Annotated in this window: 18 protein-coding genes; 11 read left to right on the top strand and 7 right to left on the bottom strand. The window is 66.5% G+C overall.

The features are described from left to right. Positions 1-54 precede the first annotated feature (54 nt). The 4 genes from ABIE45_RS13235 (at position 55) to ABIE45_RS13220 (ending at position 3,497) form a co-directional block, all read left to right on the top strand. Positions 55-654: a DoxX family protein gene (locus ABIE45_RS13235; RefSeq protein ID WP_373622333.1), complete on the top strand. Its 600-nt coding sequence runs from the start codon at positions 55-57 to the stop codon at positions 652-654. A gap of 236 nt (positions 655-890) precedes the next feature. Continuing rightward, entirely contained in the window at positions 891-1,118 is a 228-nt protein-coding gene (locus tag ABIE45_RS13230; RefSeq protein WP_373622332.1) for a hypothetical protein, read from the top strand. A gap of 637 nt (positions 1,119-1,755) precedes the next feature. Continuing rightward, complete coding sequence (locus ABIE45_RS13225) at positions 1,756-2,160, top strand: DUF2231 domain-containing protein (RefSeq protein WP_192707135.1); 405 nt, start codon at positions 1,756-1,758, stop codon at positions 2,158-2,160. Further along, on the top strand, positions 2,157-3,497 hold the full coding sequence (locus ABIE45_RS13220; protein WP_192707134.1) for a sorbosone dehydrogenase family protein: 1,341 nt from the start codon (positions 2,157-2,159) through the stop codon (positions 3,495-3,497). The genes ABIE45_RS13225 and ABIE45_RS13220 overlap by 4 nt, the downstream gene beginning before the upstream one ends. Before the next feature lie 249 nt (positions 3,498-3,746). Here the strand turns inward: ABIE45_RS13220 and ABIE45_RS13215 are convergent, their stop codons facing one another. After that, the gene (locus ABIE45_RS13215) at positions 3,747-4,190 is read right to left on the bottom strand and encodes a DMT family transporter (RefSeq protein WP_192707133.1); all 444 of its coding nucleotides are present in this window, start codon (positions 4,188-4,190) and stop codon (positions 3,747-3,749) included. A gap of 122 nt (positions 4,191-4,312) precedes the next feature. Here ABIE45_RS13215 and ABIE45_RS13210 point away from each other — a divergent pair, with 122 nt between their 5' ends. Both ABIE45_RS13210 and ABIE45_RS13205 read left to right on the top strand, forming a co-directional pair. Further along, the gene (locus ABIE45_RS13210) at positions 4,313-4,564 is read left to right on the top strand and encodes a hypothetical protein (RefSeq protein ID WP_192707132.1); all 252 of its coding nucleotides are present in this window, start codon (positions 4,313-4,315) and stop codon (positions 4,562-4,564) included. A 168-nt stretch (positions 4,565-4,732) separates the two neighbouring features. After that, the gene (locus ABIE45_RS13205) at positions 4,733-4,891 is read left to right on the top strand and encodes a hypothetical protein (protein WP_192707131.1); all 159 of its coding nucleotides are present in this window, start codon (positions 4,733-4,735) and stop codon (positions 4,889-4,891) included. Between the two features lie 367 nt (positions 4,892-5,258). Here the strand turns inward: ABIE45_RS13205 and ABIE45_RS13200 are convergent, their stop codons facing one another. After that, complete coding sequence (locus ABIE45_RS13200; RefSeq protein WP_209578309.1) at positions 5,259-5,450, bottom strand: hypothetical protein; 192 nt, start codon at positions 5,448-5,450, stop codon at positions 5,259-5,261. Positions 5,451-5,750: 300 nt separating this feature from the next. After that, a complete protein-coding gene (locus ABIE45_RS13195) occupies positions 5,751-7,439 on the bottom strand; it encodes an MCP four helix bundle domain-containing protein (protein WP_192707129.1) in 1,689 nt (562 codons plus the stop codon). Between the two features lie 365 nt (positions 7,440-7,804). Between ABIE45_RS13195 and ABIE45_RS13190 the strand changes: the two genes are divergently transcribed. From ABIE45_RS13190 to ABIE45_RS13175, 4 genes are all read left to right on the top strand, one after another. Beyond that, positions 7,805-8,890 carry an efflux RND transporter periplasmic adaptor subunit gene (locus ABIE45_RS13190; protein ID WP_192707128.1) on the top strand — a complete coding sequence of 362 codons (1,086 nt, stop codon included), beginning with the start codon at positions 7,805-7,807 and terminating at the stop codon, positions 8,888-8,890. Further along, the gene (locus ABIE45_RS13185; RefSeq protein WP_192707127.1) at positions 8,887-12,000 is read left to right on the top strand and encodes an efflux RND transporter permease subunit; all 3,114 of its coding nucleotides are present in this window, start codon (positions 8,887-8,889) and stop codon (positions 11,998-12,000) included. Before ABIE45_RS13190 ends, ABIE45_RS13185 begins: the two co-directional genes overlap by 4 nt. Before the next feature lie 219 nt (positions 12,001-12,219). Then, the gene (locus tag ABIE45_RS13180; protein ID WP_192707126.1) at positions 12,220-12,759 is read left to right on the top strand and encodes a TetR family transcriptional regulator; all 540 of its coding nucleotides are present in this window, start codon (positions 12,220-12,222) and stop codon (positions 12,757-12,759) included. A 183-nt stretch (positions 12,760-12,942) separates the two neighbouring features. Then, the gene (locus ABIE45_RS13175; RefSeq protein WP_192707125.1) at positions 12,943-13,491 is read left to right on the top strand and encodes a PaaI family thioesterase; all 549 of its coding nucleotides are present in this window, start codon (positions 12,943-12,945) and stop codon (positions 13,489-13,491) included. A 228-nt stretch (positions 13,492-13,719) separates the two neighbouring features. On the opposite strand, the gene ABIE45_RS13170 is transcribed toward ABIE45_RS13175, so the two are convergent. Next, positions 13,720-13,992, bottom strand: a complete 273-nt coding sequence (locus ABIE45_RS13170) for a hypothetical protein (protein WP_192707124.1) — start codon at positions 13,990-13,992, stop codon at positions 13,720-13,722. 281 nt (positions 13,993-14,273) lie between these two features. Beyond that, positions 14,274-14,411 carry a hypothetical protein gene (locus ABIE45_RS13165; RefSeq protein ID WP_192707123.1) on the bottom strand — a complete coding sequence of 46 codons (138 nt, stop codon included), beginning with the start codon at positions 14,409-14,411 and terminating at the stop codon, positions 14,274-14,276. Between the two features lie 297 nt (positions 14,412-14,708). Here ABIE45_RS13165 and ABIE45_RS13160 point away from each other — a divergent pair, with 297 nt between their 5' ends. Continuing rightward, entirely contained in the window at positions 14,709-15,008 is a 300-nt protein-coding gene (locus ABIE45_RS13160) for a hypothetical protein (RefSeq protein ID WP_192707122.1), read from the top strand. A 506-nt stretch (positions 15,009-15,514) separates the two neighbouring features. Here ABIE45_RS13160 and ABIE45_RS13155 read toward each other — a convergent pair. Next, positions 15,515-16,279 (bottom strand): class I SAM-dependent methyltransferase, encoded by a 765-nt coding sequence (locus ABIE45_RS13155; RefSeq protein WP_192707121.1) that lies wholly within the window; start codon positions 16,277-16,279, stop codon positions 15,515-15,517. A gap of 48 nt (positions 16,280-16,327) precedes the next feature. Next, a complete protein-coding gene (locus tag ABIE45_RS13150; protein WP_192707120.1) occupies positions 16,328-16,513 on the bottom strand; it encodes a hypothetical protein in 186 nt (61 codons plus the stop codon). Positions 16,514-16,708: the final 195 nt, after the last annotated feature.

The following is a 16,708-nucleotide window of genomic DNA, read 5'->3' as shown; positions in this document are numbered from 1 at the left end:
ATCCTGCCGGACCGGGCGAACCATGAGGACCCAGGGCGCCCAAGCGCGTGTGCCGTGTCGCGCCTCTGGCAACCGGAGACGCTCAACATGGTCACGGACGGATGGATCGGCCGCGCATGGCAGGATTCGGGCAGCCACCGGCCCGCGCTCGCGCGATGGGCGCCGCTGCCGATCCGCCTGATCGTCGGATACGGCTTCCTCGAGCATGGGCTTGCCAAGGCGGCCCGGGGATTGGACGCTTTCCCATCGATCCTGCACGCCATGGGCGTCCCGCTCCCGTACCTGATGGGTGTCCTGACGATCGCCGTGGAGATCGTTGGTGGTTTCTGTGTGCTGATCGGTGCGCTCGTGCCTTTGGCCAGCCTGCCGATGGCGGCCGTGCTTCTCACGGCGATGTTCACGGTCCACTGGCAGTTCGGCTTCAGCTCGATCAAGCTGCAGGCGATCACGCCCGCCGGAGCGCAGTTCGGACCGCCCGGCTTCGAGACCGATCTTCTCTACCTTGCCGGATTGGCATCGCTGGTCCTCGGCGGATCCGGGCCTCTATCGGCAGGCCGAGGCCTGTCGCGCGCGCTGGGGCGGTCGCCGTCTGATCCTGCCGCCCAGGCTGCGCGTGAAGAACGCCCCGACATCCCGTCGATGCGACAGGACTGAAGTCGTCGCGTTCGTCGACCTGGTTCGGCGGGGCGGCTCCCGGTCAGGAACCCTGTAGTGGACCGTCCGGTTGGCCTAGGACGCGTCCGACGCGATGGCGTCAGGGCCTGCCCATCGAGGTCTGGACGATGTCCTTACCGCATAGCCGGGCCTGGACCCTGCCACCTGCGTTGCAGGCTTCGCGAGGCCGGGACTGCGCAGAGGCGGGCGCGCGATCACGCAGCAGCAGGATCCGAATGAGCACATCGAAGAAGTCTCCGGCGGCGGACCGTCATCACGGCGGCCCGGGCAGCAGCCATCAGGACGCCTCGAAGCCGCAAGCCGAGGAGCATCGCGGGCCGGCACCCGGCTCTCCGACAAGCAACTCGAAATCCCACGTTTCCGGCGGGGGCGGCGAGCGGGACAGCCACCACACGCACAGCACGCACGGCCGTGCACCGGACCGAACCGACCGGTCCCACTGAGCCCGGCCCAAGGGTACGGCGGAGATCTGCCAGAGCGACCATGCGCGCCTCGGTGCGGCGTGCGTGGTCGGCAGATCGCGCGCACCGGTGATCTCCGCGTCGGCCGTTCAGGCCGTTCCGGCGCGATTCTGAGACAGCCCCGGTATTGTGAGAAGACGCCGTGTCGACCACCGCGGAGGCGTTGTAGCGCCACATGATTGCGTCGGGTCCGCGGAAGCGTCTGCGAGCGCGCCGGTCCTCAGGCGGCTCACCGTGGCAGGCTGCTCCAGACAGTCGGGGCGGTGACGCTTCATATCCAACATTGGGTGTTCTCCGCGGGCCTCGGTGCAAGGTCAACCGCGGCCGAACTCGCGGGATCCTAGATGTTCGGCGCGCCGCCTCGCCGACGCAAGCGTGGCGGTCAGGCGCCGGCCGCCGGTAGCCCGAAGTCCCGAGACAACGGGTTCGATCCGGACCAGTCGCGGCGTGCCCAGCTGCGCCGGAAGGGACCGGCCGAACCGCCATCGACAGCCGGGAACATTTGCCCGACCGGACGGTAGATCATCTGCCCGCGACGCCTTCGCGTATCGAGGAATTCAGCTTGGTCGAGACACATCCGCGATCGACGGCCCGGATCGGGCATCATCCGATCCACGCCATGCTGGTTCCCATCCCGGTCGTGTGCTTCGTCGGGACGTTGGTGACCGACATCGCCTATTGGTACACGGCCAACATGCAATGGGCGAACTTCTCCGCCTGGCTCCTGAGTGTCGGATTGATCGTGTCCGGTCTGGCGGTCGTTGCGGGGTTGATCGACTTCTTCGGAGATCGCGGCATTCGCAGGCTTCGTCCGGCCTGGATCCATGCCGGCGGCAATGCCGTCGCGCTCGTGCTCAGCATCCTCAATATCTTCGTGCACAGCCGCGACGCCTACACGTCCGTGGTGCCGACCGGACTGATCCTCTCGGCGCTTGTCGTGCTCATCCTCTTGGTGACCGGATGGAACGGCGCGGCCCTGGTCCATCGCTACGGCGTCGGCGTCCAGTCGGGAGAGCGGGCATGACGTGCCTCCAACGGGTGCTCGCCGCGAGCGTGCTGCTGCCCCTCTCCGCATGCGGCCCCGACCCGATCGACCCGCAAACGCAGATCGGACCGAATCCGCCGCTTCCGGAGCTCCACCAGTACCTGCTGCCGCCGATGCACGTCTCCAGCGCGGTCGGCTGGAAGGACGGCGAGAAGCCGCAGGTCGCGGCTGGCCTGCAGGTCAAGGCGCTGGCGACGGGTCTCAAGAACCCGCGCTCCATCCTCGTCCTTCCGAACGGTGACATCCTGGTGGCGGAAAGCGGCGGCCCGACCCCGCCCGTCAACCGCCCCAAGGAGATCATCATGGGCTGGCTCGAGCGGAAATCCCATTCCGCGGAGACGCCCGGGCAGCGGATCACGCTCCTGCGCGACGCCGACGGCGACGGTGTTGCGGAGCAGCGCTCCGTGCTCCTCGATAAGCAGAACTCACCCTTCGGCATGGCCTTGGTGGGCAACGATCTGTACGTCGCTGACACCGATGCCGTGATGCGCTACCCCTACAAGGAGGGCGAGACGCAGATCACCGAGCCGGGCGTCAAGCTCACCGAGCTGCCGGCGGGGCACATCAACCATCACTGGACGAAGAGCCTGACGGCAAGCCCGGACGGGAGCAAGCTCTATGCCGGCGTCGGCTCGAACAGCAACGTCTCGGAGAATGGGCTCGACGAGGAGAAGGACCGGGCGGCGATCTGGGAGATCGACCGGGCGACCGGCGCGCACCGGCTCTACGCGACCGGCCTGCGCAACCCGAACGGTTTGACCTTCGAGCCGCAGACGAAGATGCTGTGGTGCGTCGTCAACGAGCGGGACGAGCTGGGGCCCGATCTCGTGCCGGACTATATGACTTCGGTGAAAGATGGCGGCTTCTACGGCTGGCCCTACAGCTACTGGGGTAGCCACGTGGATCCCCGCGTGATGCCACAGCGCCCGGAACTGGTCTCTGCTGCGATCATGCCCGACTATTCGTTGAGCTCGCACGTGGCCCCGCTCGGGATGACCTTCTATTCCGGGACCGGTCTGCCGCAGACCTATCAGGGCGGCGCCTTCGTGGGCGAGCACGGTAGCTGGAATCGGGATCCGCTGAACGGATACAAGGTGGTCTACATCCCGTTCGAGAACGGAAAGCCGGCCGGCAAGGCCCAGGATGTGGTCACCGGCTTCGTCAACGCGGACCGGCAAGCCCGCGGTCGGCCGGTTGGCCTCGCCGTCGACACGCATGGCGGCCTGCTGATCGCGGACGATGCGGGGGGCGTCGTCTGGCGCGTCACAGGTGCCCAGTCCCAATCACAGGCCGGGCAAAATCCGGTCATCCGCTGACGCCTCGGGCAGGATTCCACCGTGCCGCTCTCGTCCCGCTCACCGACCGCGATCAGCGACGAGGGCCGCCACGCCCGGGACCGCGGCGATCCGATCACCGCAAATCCCTATCCCGCCGGATCGGAGGCGCACCGGACCTGGGAGCGCGGCTATCGCATGCCGGACGCACAGGCCCAGGATCCGCCGACGAAGCCCGATGAAGCGCCACAGCCGGATTCATCGTCTTAGAACGATCGGACCGCGCAGCTGTCAGGTGAGTGAGATGAGGGCGACGCCGCCGATCATCAGCACGCCGCCGAGCATACGCCAGGGGCCTGCCGTGTGCTGCACGAAGCCGAGCCAGCCGAAATGGTCGAGGACCAGGGAGGCGACGATCGCGGCTGTGACGGTCAGGCCTGTGAAGATCGCTGCGCCGAGCTTGTCGGCCAGCAGGATCATCGCCAGGACGTAGGTGCCGCCCATCGCGCCGCCGAGCCAGGCCCACCAGGGGACAGCCGCGATGCGCGACCCGCCCGGCCAGTCGAGCCCGAGGAAGGGTGCGGCGAGGAGGTAGATCAAGGCGTTCGTGAACGCCACGATCAAGGCCGCCAGGATCGGCTGGTCGAGTGCCTTGTTGAGGCTCGCATTCGCGCCGGTCTGGACGGTGTTGAGGATGCCGGCCGCAATCGCGGCCAGGGCTATAAGGATCGGCATGCGAGAAGCGTGTCTCTGTCGTCCGGGTCTCGCATCAGGAACAGCCGTCCTGAATCGGTGTTCCCAGGAAGACCGACTGCGACGCTTCTCGATCAGCGGTCGGCAATACAGGGAGACACGCCATGAAGTTCATTGTGCTTGCCGTAGTCGGCCTCAGCGTTGCCGCCGCGCCCGCCCTGGCAGCCGAAAGCGGAGGCACGAGCCGATCCGGCACGGCCAACAGCACGGGCCCGAACGATGCCGGCTCCGGGTCGACGCCCGGCGCCAACGGCAGCGGCCCGTCGAGCGGCTCGCTGAGCCGCTCCGGGACCACGAACAGCACGGGTGCGAACGATGCCGGTTCCGGCTCGAAGCCGGGCGCCGGAAGCCGCTGACGCGACGAACGACCGTCTTCAGGCTCTGGTGAGCCGGGAGACGCTCCGCTCGACCCAGGCCGGGCGGAGCGCGGTCAGCGGAATGCTGGGCCAAACGCTCTGAATCCGTAACCTTTCGGACGCGTGACAGTGCGTCCTCGCGTCGAACCTGACCGCCACGGAGGTGTCATGCCCATTAAGCGATATGTGGTCGTCCTCGCACTTCTGTGTCTCGGCGTTTCGGCGTGCGACGACAAGCAGGCCCAGAACAACGCGCCGACCAAGCCTGACTCGACCAAGATGGAGCCGCAGACCGATCAATCCGCTCCGAGCCCGCAAAAGCGCTGACCGCTCCGGCATCGGTCTTCGGCGAGGCGTCGGACATAGCCGTAGGCCGAGCCTGAGGATCGGGGCGGCCCATTGCGGTGCCCCTGTGTCCGATCAGAAACCGATTTCTGTCGAGCGCGCATCTTCTATCGTCAGACGAAGTGCATCGGCAGCGCGCGATCCAAGACCTCGACATAGGTGCCGGCGAGCACCGCGACGGTTGCCGCGGCGACAGCGGCGGCCAGGGTCAGGCGAGCGAGAGCGGTCATGGGAAGTCTCCTTCGGTTCCGCGATTGTCGTCGCGGCATGACCCCGATGTAAGCTCAAGCTTTGCGGACCGGCGTGCTCCGGCACACCGAGTCGTCGGTGTCTTGAGCGTGTGCACGGATCATCGGCTCCGCAGCAACCGCGCGGCGACAATTCCGAGGCTCAGGCTGAAACCGAGACAGGCGACGGCAGGTCCGATGCGGTCGCCCGAGACAGATGCGTACCCCGAGACGAGCAGCAGGATTTCGCGCAGGCCGATCAGGCCGCAGGCTGCCGAGCCGAGTCCGGCGAGAAACGCCAAAGCCTTGAGCAACACCGTATCCGAACGCGTGCGGGACGAAGCGGGCGCCACTGTGCCTTTCTACTTCGAAAGGACCAGAGGTCGAATACAGGCCGGTTAAGCGGCGATGAGGCGGCTGACTAAAATAAACCGTGAAACTGCAGGTGGTTATGGATCCGAGTACGCGACGATCCTGCCTCGCGCCACCTGGGTCTTGAGCGTGACCAAAAGCTGGGGCTCGAAGCTGAGCCCGACCGCCGCGCGATCGAGCTCAGTTCACGGATGACGTCTTCGACCCGTTGGAATGGGCCGGGTGCGCTTTCGATCAGGGTCTCAGGCGGCGCGGACGGTGCCGAGGAAACGCCCGACCTCGGCGGCGAGGTGCTCGGACTGGCGCGACAGCTCGGAGGCCGCGCCGAGCACCTGGCTCGCCGCCGCCCCGGTCTCCTCCGCCGCGCCCGCCACGCCCGCGATGGTCCCGGTCACCGCGCCGGTGCCGGCCGCCGCCTGCGTGACGTTGCGCACGATCTCCTGCGTGGCCGCGCCCTGCTCCTCCACCGCCGCCGCGATGCCCGCCGCCACCCCGTTGATCTCCCGGATCCGGCCCGTGATCGCCCCGATCGCCCCCACCGCCTGACCCGTCACCCCCTGGATGCGCGCGATCTGCCCCGAGATCTCGCCGGTCGCCCGCGCGGTCTGCTCGGCCAGCGCCTTCACCTCGGAGGCCACCACCGCAAAGCCCCGGCCCGCCGCACCCGCGCGCGCCGCCTCGATCGTGGCGTTGAGCGCCAGCAGGTTGGTCTGGCCGGCGATCGAGGCGATCAGCCCGACCACGTCGCCGATCTTGGCCACGGCGGTGTTCAGCTCCTGCACCAGCGCGCCGGTCTGGTCGGCTTCCGCCGCCGCGACCCGGGCAAGTTCCGACGAGCCCTGCACCTGCCGGCCAATCTCCTGCACGGAGGAGCCGAGTTCCTCGGCCGCCGCCGCGACCGTGTTGACGTTGCTGGCAGCCTCTTCCGCGGCGGCCGCGACCGTGCCGGACTGGGCCGAGGTCTGGCCGGCGAGCGCCGACATCGCACCCGCCGTGGCCTGCAGCTCGGTGGCCGAGGCCGAGACCTGGCCGACGATGCCGCCGACCGCAGCCTCGAACCGGTCGGCCATCTCGCGCATCCCGGCCTTGCGCTGCTCCTCCGCGGCCAGCCGCGCCTGCGCGGTCTCCGCCTCCAGGGACTTCATCTGGATGAGACCGTCTTTGAACACCTGGACGGCGGTCGCGATCGTCCCGATCTCGGTCTTCGCGCCCCGATGCGGGATCTCCGCCGACAGGTCTCCGGCGATCAGGGCCTGCATCGGCCGCACGACCGAGGCGATGCCGCGGGTGACCCCGAGGACAATCACCACGCCTGAAAGGATCGAGAGGCCGAGGGCGAGGACGATCGCGACAAGGCTGACCGTCCAAGTCTCCTGGTAGACGGCCTTGCTCTGCGCCTGCGCGTCCTTGGCGCCTTCGTTGTTGATCGCGATCAGCTTCTCCAGCGCCTTGGACGCGGCGCGACGCGGGATCAGGCCCTTCGTCTCGTAGAGCTGGTAAGCCTCAGCCTTGTGGCCGCCGCGCGAGAGATCAACGACGTCGTTGCGAACGGATTTGAACATCTCGGATTCACGCGCGAACGTCTCATAATGAGTCCGCTCGTCGGCGGAGCTCATCATCGTCCGGTAGGACGCGATCTTGTCGGACAGCTTCTTGTCGAAGCTTTCCATGTCCTTCTCGATGCTCGCCAGAAGTGTCGCGTCGGTGGCTTGTGTGTGCCGCAACAGGAGGCCACTGCTGCGGGCCGTGAGGGTGTCGATCTCACCCAGGATGCGGATGCTCGGCAGCCAATTCTCTTCGATCTGGAGAGACTGCTCGCGCAGCTTGTACGTACTGACGAGCCCAAGCACCCCGAGGCCGACCGCGAAGACGGTCAGGATCGAGAAGGCGATCACCAGCTTGGTGCGGATGGAGACAGCTTGTAGCGACACGACGCCCTCTAAGCAGCCGAATAGAAGCATTCCGTGGCCGCTTGGGTCACAAGTACGGGGGATCATTTAACAACCGATAAGCAATGCTGCCGATCGCCCCGGTGCGCTGAACGGCCGACGGCTCGCCCGCGGACTGGATTTCCGAGCTGTGTCTGGGCTGAATCGCGCCGGGCCCTGCTGCCAATTGGAACGGGTCGCCGGCTGAGGTTCTGTCCGCGGCGCGGCCGCGTCGGCACCCTGAGCACCGCCCCCAGCCACTCTGCGAATCTTCAGTCCGCGCCGCGCAAGCCGTTGACGGCGCCGGCCTAGGCCAATAGATGATAGTCATAATTTTTAAGACCGCTCGGCAGAGACGGAGTACGTTAATGGACGCGAGATGGGTGATCGGGCTCGCCGGCTTGGCCCTGGCGGCATGCTCGCCGGCCGAGACCGCTGTCCCGCCGGAGCCACCCCTGGTTCAGACCATCGCGGTCGCGCCTGCGGAAGGGGTCGTCGCGCGCTACACCGGCGTCGTCCGGGCCCGGACCGAGAGCAACCTCGGGTTCCGCGTCGGCGGCAAGATCTTCGAGCGCCTCGTGGATCCGGGCGACCACGTGCGTCTCGGGCAGCCGCTGATGCGCCTCGATCGGACCGACTTCACCCTGGCGCTCAACGCAGCCCGCGCCTCGGTCGAGGCGGCCCGCGCGCAGATGATCAAGGCCAAAGCCGACGAGGAGCGCAGCCGGAAGCTCGTCGGCGACGGCTGGACGTCGAAGCAGACCTACGACCAGAACAAGGCCGCGGCGGATGCGGCCATTGCCCAATTTGCCAACGCCGAGGCGCAGGCGAGCCAGATCGCCAACCAAGCGGGCTACTCGGAGCTCCAGGCCGATGCCGACGGCGTGGTGATGGAGGTGCCGAGCGAGCCCGGCCAAGTCGTTGCCGCCGGTCAGACGGTCGTCAAGCTCGCCCGTGACGGCGCCCGCGAGGCGGAGGTGTTCCTGCCCGAAGGGAGCCGCGGCCTGGCGCAGGGTACGGCATCGGCAACGCTCTACGCCGAGGGCGAGACGACCTATCCGGCCAAGCTCCGGGAACTGTCGGCCACGGCAGACCCGGCGACCCGCACCTACCGGGCTCGCTACATTCTCCTCGGCGGCGGCGAGAGCGCGCCGCTCGGGGCAACCGTCACCCTCCGGCTGAAGCCGGCTCAGGCAGCGCCGACGACGTCGGTGTCGATCCCCCTCGGCGCCCTGTTCGACCAGGGCGGCGGCTCGGCCGTGTGGCGCTACGACGCCGAGACGCAAACCATCGCGGCGCAGCCGGTCGCCGTCGCGCGCCTCTCGGCGGAGAGCGCGGAGGTCGTTTCAGGTCTGAACCCGGGCGACCAGATCGTCGCGCTCGGCGCCCACTTGCTCAAGGCCGGACAGAAGGTCCGGCAGGCGGCCGTGCGCATCATCGGAGTCGATCGATGAGCGCCTCCGGCTTCAACCTTTCGGCCCTGGCGGTTCGTGAACGCGCCGTCACGCTGTTCCTCCTCCTCGCGGTCACCGCGGCCGGGTTCTTCGCCTTCGAAAAGCTCGGCCGGGCGGAGGACCCGACCTTCACGGTCAAGACGATGGCGGTCTCGGCCGCCTGGCCCGGAGCGACCACCGCCGAGATGCAGCGGCAGGTCGCCGATCCGCTGGAGAAGCGCCTGCAGGAACTTGTCTACTACGACCGCGTCGAGACGACGGTTCGTCCGGGCCTGCTGCTGATGAAGCTGTTCTTCAAGGACAGCATGCCGCCGGCGAAGCTCCCGTCGGAGTTCTACCAGGCGCGCAAGAAGCTGTCCGACCAGGCCTCCAGCCTGCCGCGCGGCGTGTTGGGGCCGCTGTTCAACGACGAGTTCTCCGACATCTATTTCGCGCTCTACGCGCTCCAGGCGCAAGGGTTGCCGCACCGGCACCTCGTGCTCCGCGCTGAGGACCTGCGCCAGCGGCTGCTGCGCGTGTCGGGCGTCGAGAAAATCAACATCCTCGGTGAGCAGGCGCAGAAGATCTTCGTCGAGATCTCCTATCAGCGCTTGGCCACGCTCGGCATCACCGGACAGCAACTGCTGGCCGCGCTGGCGAACCAGAACGACGTAACGCCGGCCGGCTTCATCGAGACAGACGGGCCGCGCGTGTACCTGCGCCTCGACGGCGCGATCGACGGTCTCGACGCGATCCGGAACCTGCCGGTGGCGGCCGGCGACCGCAGCCTCAAGCTCGGCGACATCGCCGAGGTCAAGCGCGGCTACGAGGATCCGAGAACCTTTGCGATCCGCAACGACGGCGAGCCGGCCCTGATGCTGGGTGTCGTCATGAAGCCGGGCTTCAACGGCCTCAGTCTGGGCGAGGCCCTCAATGCCGAGGAACTCGCGATCCATCACGAACTCCCGACCGGGATCAGCTTCATCAAGATCACCGATCAGGCGAAGGTGATCGCGGACGCCATCCACGAGTTCATGGTGAAGTTCTTCACCGCACTCTCGGTCGTGATCTTCGTCAGCCTCGTGGCTTTGGGCTTCCGGGTCGGGATCGTGGTGGCGCTGGCGGTCCCGCTGACCCTCTCGGCCGTGTTCGTGGTGATGATGGTCACCGGCCGCGACTTCGACCGCATCACGCTCGGCGCCCTGATCATCTCGCTCGGCCTCCTCGTCGACGACGCCATCATCGCCATCGAGATGATGGTGGTGCGTATGGAGGAAGGTGCCGACCGTATCTCCGCAGCGACCTACGCGTGGAGCGCCACCGCCGCGCCGATGCTGACCGGCACGATCGTCACGATCGCGGGCTTCCTACCGGTCGGCTTTGCCGCCTCCACGGCGGGCGAATATGCGGGCAATATCTTCTGGGTGGTAGCCTTCTCGCTGATCGTCTCGTGGATCGTGGCCGTGACCTTCACGCCGTATCTCGGTGTGAAGCTCCTGCCGGACATAAAACGCGTCCCCGGCGGCCACGAGGCGATCTACGCGACGAAGAATTATCAGCGTCTCCGCCGAATCGTGCGGCTGTCGGTCGATCACAAGTGGATGGCGGCCGGCATCACCGTGGCGTTGTTTGCCGCGGCCGCGGTCGGCATGGGCAAGGTCGAGAAGCAGTTCTTCCCGAATTCCGAGCGGTCCGAACTGATCGTCGAGGTGACGATGCCGACGGGGTCGGCATTCGCCGCCACCGAGGCCAGCGTCCGGAAGGTGGAGGCGGCCGTTCGGAGCTTGCCCGAGGCGCGCGAGATCACGAGCTACATCGGCCAGGGGATGCCGCGCTTCGTGCTCTCCTTCGATCCCGAGCTGCCCGATCCCGCCTTCGCGCAGATCGTCGTCCAGACCGCCGACGCCCAGGCCCGCGACGTGCTGCGGGGGAAGATGCGCCAGCTCGTCGATGAGGGGCGCTTTCCCGAGGCGCGGGTGCGCGTACTGCAGATCGTGTTCGGGCCGCCGGTCCGCTTCCCGGTGGCCTTCCGGGTGGTCGGACCCGACCTCGACGTCATCCGCGGCATGGCCGCTGAGGTGCGCGACGTCATGATGGCCAATCCCAATATGCGCCTCGTCCACCTCGATTGGGGCGACCGGACGCCGAGTCTGCACCTCGCCCTCGACCAGGAGCGTCTGCGCCTGATCGGCCTGACGCCGAAGGAGGCCGGCCAGCAATTGCAGAGCTACCTCAACGGCACGCCCGCGACGCAGGTCCGCGAGAATCTACGCGCCGTGGACGTGCTCCTGCGTAGCCCCGGCCCCGAACGCCGCTCCCTCGGCGACATCGGCGACCTCACGCTCGCCACGAAGGACGGGCGGCAGATCCCACTCTCCCAGGTCGCACACCTGGAGAGCCGCAACGAGGACGCGGTCCTCAAGCGCTACAACCGTGAGACCTACATCCGCCTGCAGGGCGACGTAATCGACGGCAAGCAGCCGCCGGACATCCACGCGCAAATCGTCCCCGAACTCGCCGCGATCAAGGCGAAGCTGCCGCCGGGTTACCGCATCGACACGGCCGGTTCGGTGGAGGAGAGCGAGAAGGCGATGAAAGCGCTGGTGACGGTCTTCCCGCTGATGCTGATCGTGACCCTGACGGTCATCATGCTGCAGGTCCGCGCGTTCACCACCATGTTCATGGTGTTCGCGACCGCGCCGCTCGGCCTCGTCGGCGCCGTCCCGACGCTGCTCGCCTTCCACCAGCCCTTCGGCTTCAACGCCATCCTCGGACTGATCGCGCTGTCTGGCATCCTGATGCGCAACACCCTAATCCTCGTGGATCAGATCCACCACGATCGCGCGGCGGGGTTGTCGGATTACGACGCCATCGTCGAGTCGACGGTGCGGCGGGCCCGTCCTGTGATCCTGACGGCCGCGGCCGCGATGCTGGCGTTCGTCCCGCTGACCCACTCGGTGTTCTGGGGCGCGCTGGCCTACGTGCTGATCGGCGGCGTCGGCGTCGGGACGCTTCTGACCCTGCTGTTCCTGCCGGCGCTCTACGCCCTCTGGTTCCGGGTGGCGCGCGAGCCGCGCGGGAAGGACGCTCCGGCCGGGCCGGAGACGATGCCGCATCGGGCCGGAGCCTGAGAGCCGCCGCAGATGGGTTCACGTCGCGATCTCGCGGCGTTCCAGGATCGCGCGCTCACCGGTGAGCGCGCGGTACGGCGACCGGCCTGCGCTTCGCCCCTCGCGCAGGCCGGCCTGTCGCCGTCGCGGGATCGCTTCCGCCTAGAGCTGCTCGGATGCCCCTTCTTTAGATGACAGCGCGCATCTATATGGGTGGCAGGAACGTCGAGGGATCAGGCCATGCCGAGAGTTTCGCAGGAACAGGCCAGGATCAACCGGCAGCGCGTCGTCGAAGTCGCCGCAGCCCTTTTCCGTGAGCGCGGTCTCCACGGTATCGGGGTGGTGGACATCATGGCTGCCGCCGGGCTGACCCATGGCGGCTTCTACGGCCAGTTCGCCAACAAGGATGCTCTGGCGGCCGAGGCGTTCGATGCGGCGCTCACCGAAGACCGGGGGGGCACGGACACCATGGTCGCGAACTACCTCTCTCTCGGCCATGTCCGGACGCCGGGCAAGGGATGTCCGCTGGCGGCGCTTGCGAACGACGTTTCCCGTGAGCTCTCGGGCAGCCTCGTCCGGCACCGGTTCACGCAAGGCGTCGAGCGACTGGCGTCCACCATCGCCGGTTTGATGCCGAAGGCATCGAAGGAGCGGCGTCGGCAACGCTCTCTCGCGACGATGTCCACGCTCGTCGGCGCCGTCGTCCTCGCGCGCGCCGTCGATGACGAAGCGTTGGCGCAGGAGCTTCTGGAGGCAGCCCAGGCCTCCGTGGCATCCTGAGACGCATGGGCTCGAGCGTCAGGCGGATCGTCCGGAGACCCTGCCTGCACAACGCAAATGAGCTTGTATGCTGCACCATTATAGATTATGAACGAAATTAAAATTCGATCCTGCGGATCGGCGCCGCCGCTCGTAGGTCGTGTCTTCTCGGGCTGCTCCCCGGCAATCCCAAGAGGTCCACCGATGACCGACGAAGCGTCTTCGAAGTCGCCTGCCTTTGCACGGCGGAGAACCGTTGAGTGGGTTGATCCCCATGTGATCGCTGCGGCGGGGCACAATGTTGCGGGGCTCGACTTCCTGCGTTCGCTGTTGGCCGGAGAAATCCCACCTCCGCCCGCGATCCAGTTGCTCGGTATCGAAATCGTGTCGGTTGATCCGGGTACGGCAAGCATGCGGATGCCGGCCGCGGAGTACCTCTTCAACCCGCTGGGCTCCGTACACGGTGGCTCCCTGGCCACGCTCCTCGACAGCGTCATGGGCTGTGCCGTGCATTCCACGCTGCCGGTCGGCCGCGGCTACACGACGCTCGAGTTCAAGATGAACTTCCTGCGTGCGGCCAACGAGAGGTCCGGTGTCCTGACCGCGGTCGGACAGGTCGTCCACGGCGGCCGTCGCCAGGCCGTAGCCGAAGGTCGCCTCAGCGACTCGTCTGGCCGCCTCGTCGCGACCGCCAGCACGACCTGCCTGCTGTTCGATCTGCCCGAGGCGGTGGCGCCCGCTCCCGCCGGCTGATCGGCAGCCGCACGCGCGGCTCCGAGTGCCGCGCACGGCGTCGTCGATCGGTCCTGCTCAGGAGCGCGCCGCGGATGACCGGTCTGCGGCTTTGCCCGCAGCGCCCATCCGAATTCATGCAGGCGCAGTGTTTTCGGGAGCCTGGGTCAGCCTGCCTTGGCACGGGTGCCGAAGGCCGATCGTCGGCCTGATCTGATGCGGTCGGCTCACGGCGTCCTACCTATCGGGTCACGCACGCGTGGCGATGTGTGGCCGGCAGTAGCTGTCGCGCACGGCCGGGATGTCATCGTAACCGTCAACGGTGCAGAAGAACGTGCATACAAGCCAGGCGGCCAGGGCGAGGCACAGCACGCCGTTGTAGAGCCACAGGCCGATCACGCGCTTGCTGGGCAGGTTCGCCAGCCCGACGACGGAGCCCGGCACCCAATCGACCGCGAACACGATGGTGCCGAAGGCGCCCAGAACGCCGGCAATCATTACGGCGAGAGCAGTGGCAGTCATTCCGCTTCTTGCCCGAGACACCCGTCCCACGCTGGCGCCGCCGCGACGGCTACGCCGAACGCGCACAATACGCGAACGGGGGACCGTTGGACCAGCACCAGGGTGACCGATCACCCCTGCCCGGTCGATGGCCCGGAGGTCAAGAACCTCCGTCGAACCGCCATCATCGCGCCGCTGTTCACGGACCTCTGGCTCAAGGATCGCAGGTCTTCGGCGGAACGTCCGGATCGTCGTCGGCAGCGCGCGGCTGCAACCGCATGACGGGGGATGACGCGGACGCTTCAGCCCGCGCCGCCAACGCGCCGGTAGACCGCCACAAACGCCTCAGCCGCCTCTTTTGTCAGGTCGGTGACGATCAAGCCCGGAACGGACACAGTCCAGAGGCCGTCGTCATTCTGCGAGATCCCGATCTCCGACATAAGAACCTCCGCTCGTCGACGTTTCTATGTCGCGAAAGCAGACGAAGTTCCGGATTGGCGACACTTACGCGCGGCGCTGCCCTGAGAAATGAGGATCGTAGGTCTCCCTGCCGGTCCGATCGAAAGTCGCCCGTCCGGACGCGGGAGGGCGGATGGGAAAATGGGGGTCGTAGATGTCGGCCGCCCGCTCGCGCGGCCTGATCGTGGCGGTCTGCGCGGCCGCCTTCGCGTTCGCTTTGCTCATCGCTGAAATCATCCTGCACCCCGCGTCCCGTTCTACCCCCGCTGGACGGGCGGATGGTTGCCGCGATGCAACGCTCGCCGCTTCACACACCGGACTCGTGGGGCACCAGTCTGGACGCCATCGACAACCCAGCCTCGACGCTGGGGAAGAGCGTCACCGACTTGGCAACTTCGTACGAACGATTGGGGCTGCGGCTGTCGGCCGGGATCTTGGTGATCGACCCTGACCTCTCGTCGGAGATCGAGAGCCTTGCCGGCCGGTTCGCCGATCGCCCCAAGATCCTCTGGCTGGCGCTCAGCGTTATGCTGTCCTTCATGCTGGCGGTCGGCGGCCGCGTCTACTGGCCGATATAGGACAAGCAGAACGACATGCGCGACGACATCAAGCATCGCGCTGGGCTGACGATCTCGGGCGCCGAGTTCGAGAATGGTCCGAAGATCGCCGCCGAATGCTGAGACGAACGTCAGGGTCAGGCGGAGCAGCGCGACAAGGACTCAAACGATGCGCGCGGAGATATGGCGGGCCAGTGACGAGCGATCCATGGACGAGCAGCACCAAGTGGACGACGTGAGGCGAGTGCTCGGAGACACGCTCAGGCTCCGCGGCGGGCTCCGGCAGATCCGGAAGCGCGTCGATGCGCTGGACGTCCATAGAGCCGCCAGGGGACGACCGGAGTCGCGCTCACTCCCGAGCGTCTTCCCGATAATCCCCAAGGCGACACCTGCCTTGAACCGCGCGGCTCCGGCCGAGGCGGCCACTTTTTTGCGCCCTGGCCGACGGCTTGTGGCTAAGGATCCGGTGCTTTAGGCCTTCAGACCTCCGCAGATACGCGGTCAATGCCTCGAAAGATCTGCGGCTCTCACGCCTTGCGGCCTCGGCCTTCGATGCCGTTGTACCCCGGATGCACGTCAATATCCGTTAAGCCGTGTTTTGCGAATAGATCTTTGAATTCATCTACCGATTGCGGGAAATCGTAGGCTGGCGATAGGAAATCGAAGATGTCCAGCACGGCAAATTCTTTGTGCCGGTGTTTATCCATGCCGGTAAGGCGCGCGCTGTAATCGTCCAGCATGAAGGACCGAAGCATCTCTACCCGAGCGGGCTGCGCCGACACCTTTCTATGAATTGGGAAAATAGCTGCCACATAGGCTCTGATGATTGAGTGAAGAAGGCGTGGAGGTAGGCGATTAAGGCCCAAACGTCTGAAGCGGTACTTGGCGCGGATGAGCTTATGACCGCCGCCTAGCTTCGGGTCAGGCCGGATGTAGCTGTCCGCGGCCAGATGCCCACCCGGACGGAGAACCTTGACTAGTTCGGCAAAGGCCTGCGCAGGGTCGGGCGTATGCTGAATCACTCCGAAGCAGTAGCAGCGATCGAACGTCCCGGGCTTGAACGGCATGGCAAACATGCTCGCCTGGACAAATAAATTGCGCGGCCCTTCTTTAACGATTTGACGTGCTTGATCGACGCTAGAGGAAAGATCCAGCGAGATTACAGTCGCTCCGCGCTCGATCGGGAATGGAGTCAGTGCACCTGGGCCGCAACCCGCTTCAAGCACCAATTCGTTTTCAAGATTTTGAGGCCATCTCGTTTCGTTGTTGAAACGCGTTCTGTACATCGTCATGTTGGAACTTAATTGATGCAGAATATCAGGATGCTTCTCCCATTCGACTCAGAAATTGTTGGCGTACCCGTCATCAGTAAAGCGTGGAATGAATTCGCGGATCGGATAGATCTTGCCCGATGCGCTCCTGAGCTCGCCGGAACGTACAAGCTCGCCTTCAAAGGTAGCGTTCAGCAACTCCAGCTCTGAATGATCCGTCGGGCAGACGAGATGCCGAATGAATGACGGGTGCATGGCGCGGTGTCTCGATCCTCTGAAAGCTCCGCGGCCTATAAGGCGAAACTCGGCTGTTCGCCAACTATCCAGGGTAGACGGCCATTGTAACGCCTGCTGCGAAACGCTCCTGACCGCGAGGCCGTCGGTCTTGAGGCCATCCGATGCGCGGGCCGCGCGTATGGCCGAGACCGTCGTCGGCAACCAGACCGCGCC

This window comes from Methylobacterium sp. OAE515, from assembly GCF_041806315.1.
In the GTDB taxonomy this organism is placed as follows: Bacteria; Pseudomonadota; Alphaproteobacteria; order Rhizobiales; family Beijerinckiaceae; genus Methylobacterium; species Methylobacterium tardum.
This window is presented reverse-complemented; position numbering and strand designations above follow the sequence as displayed.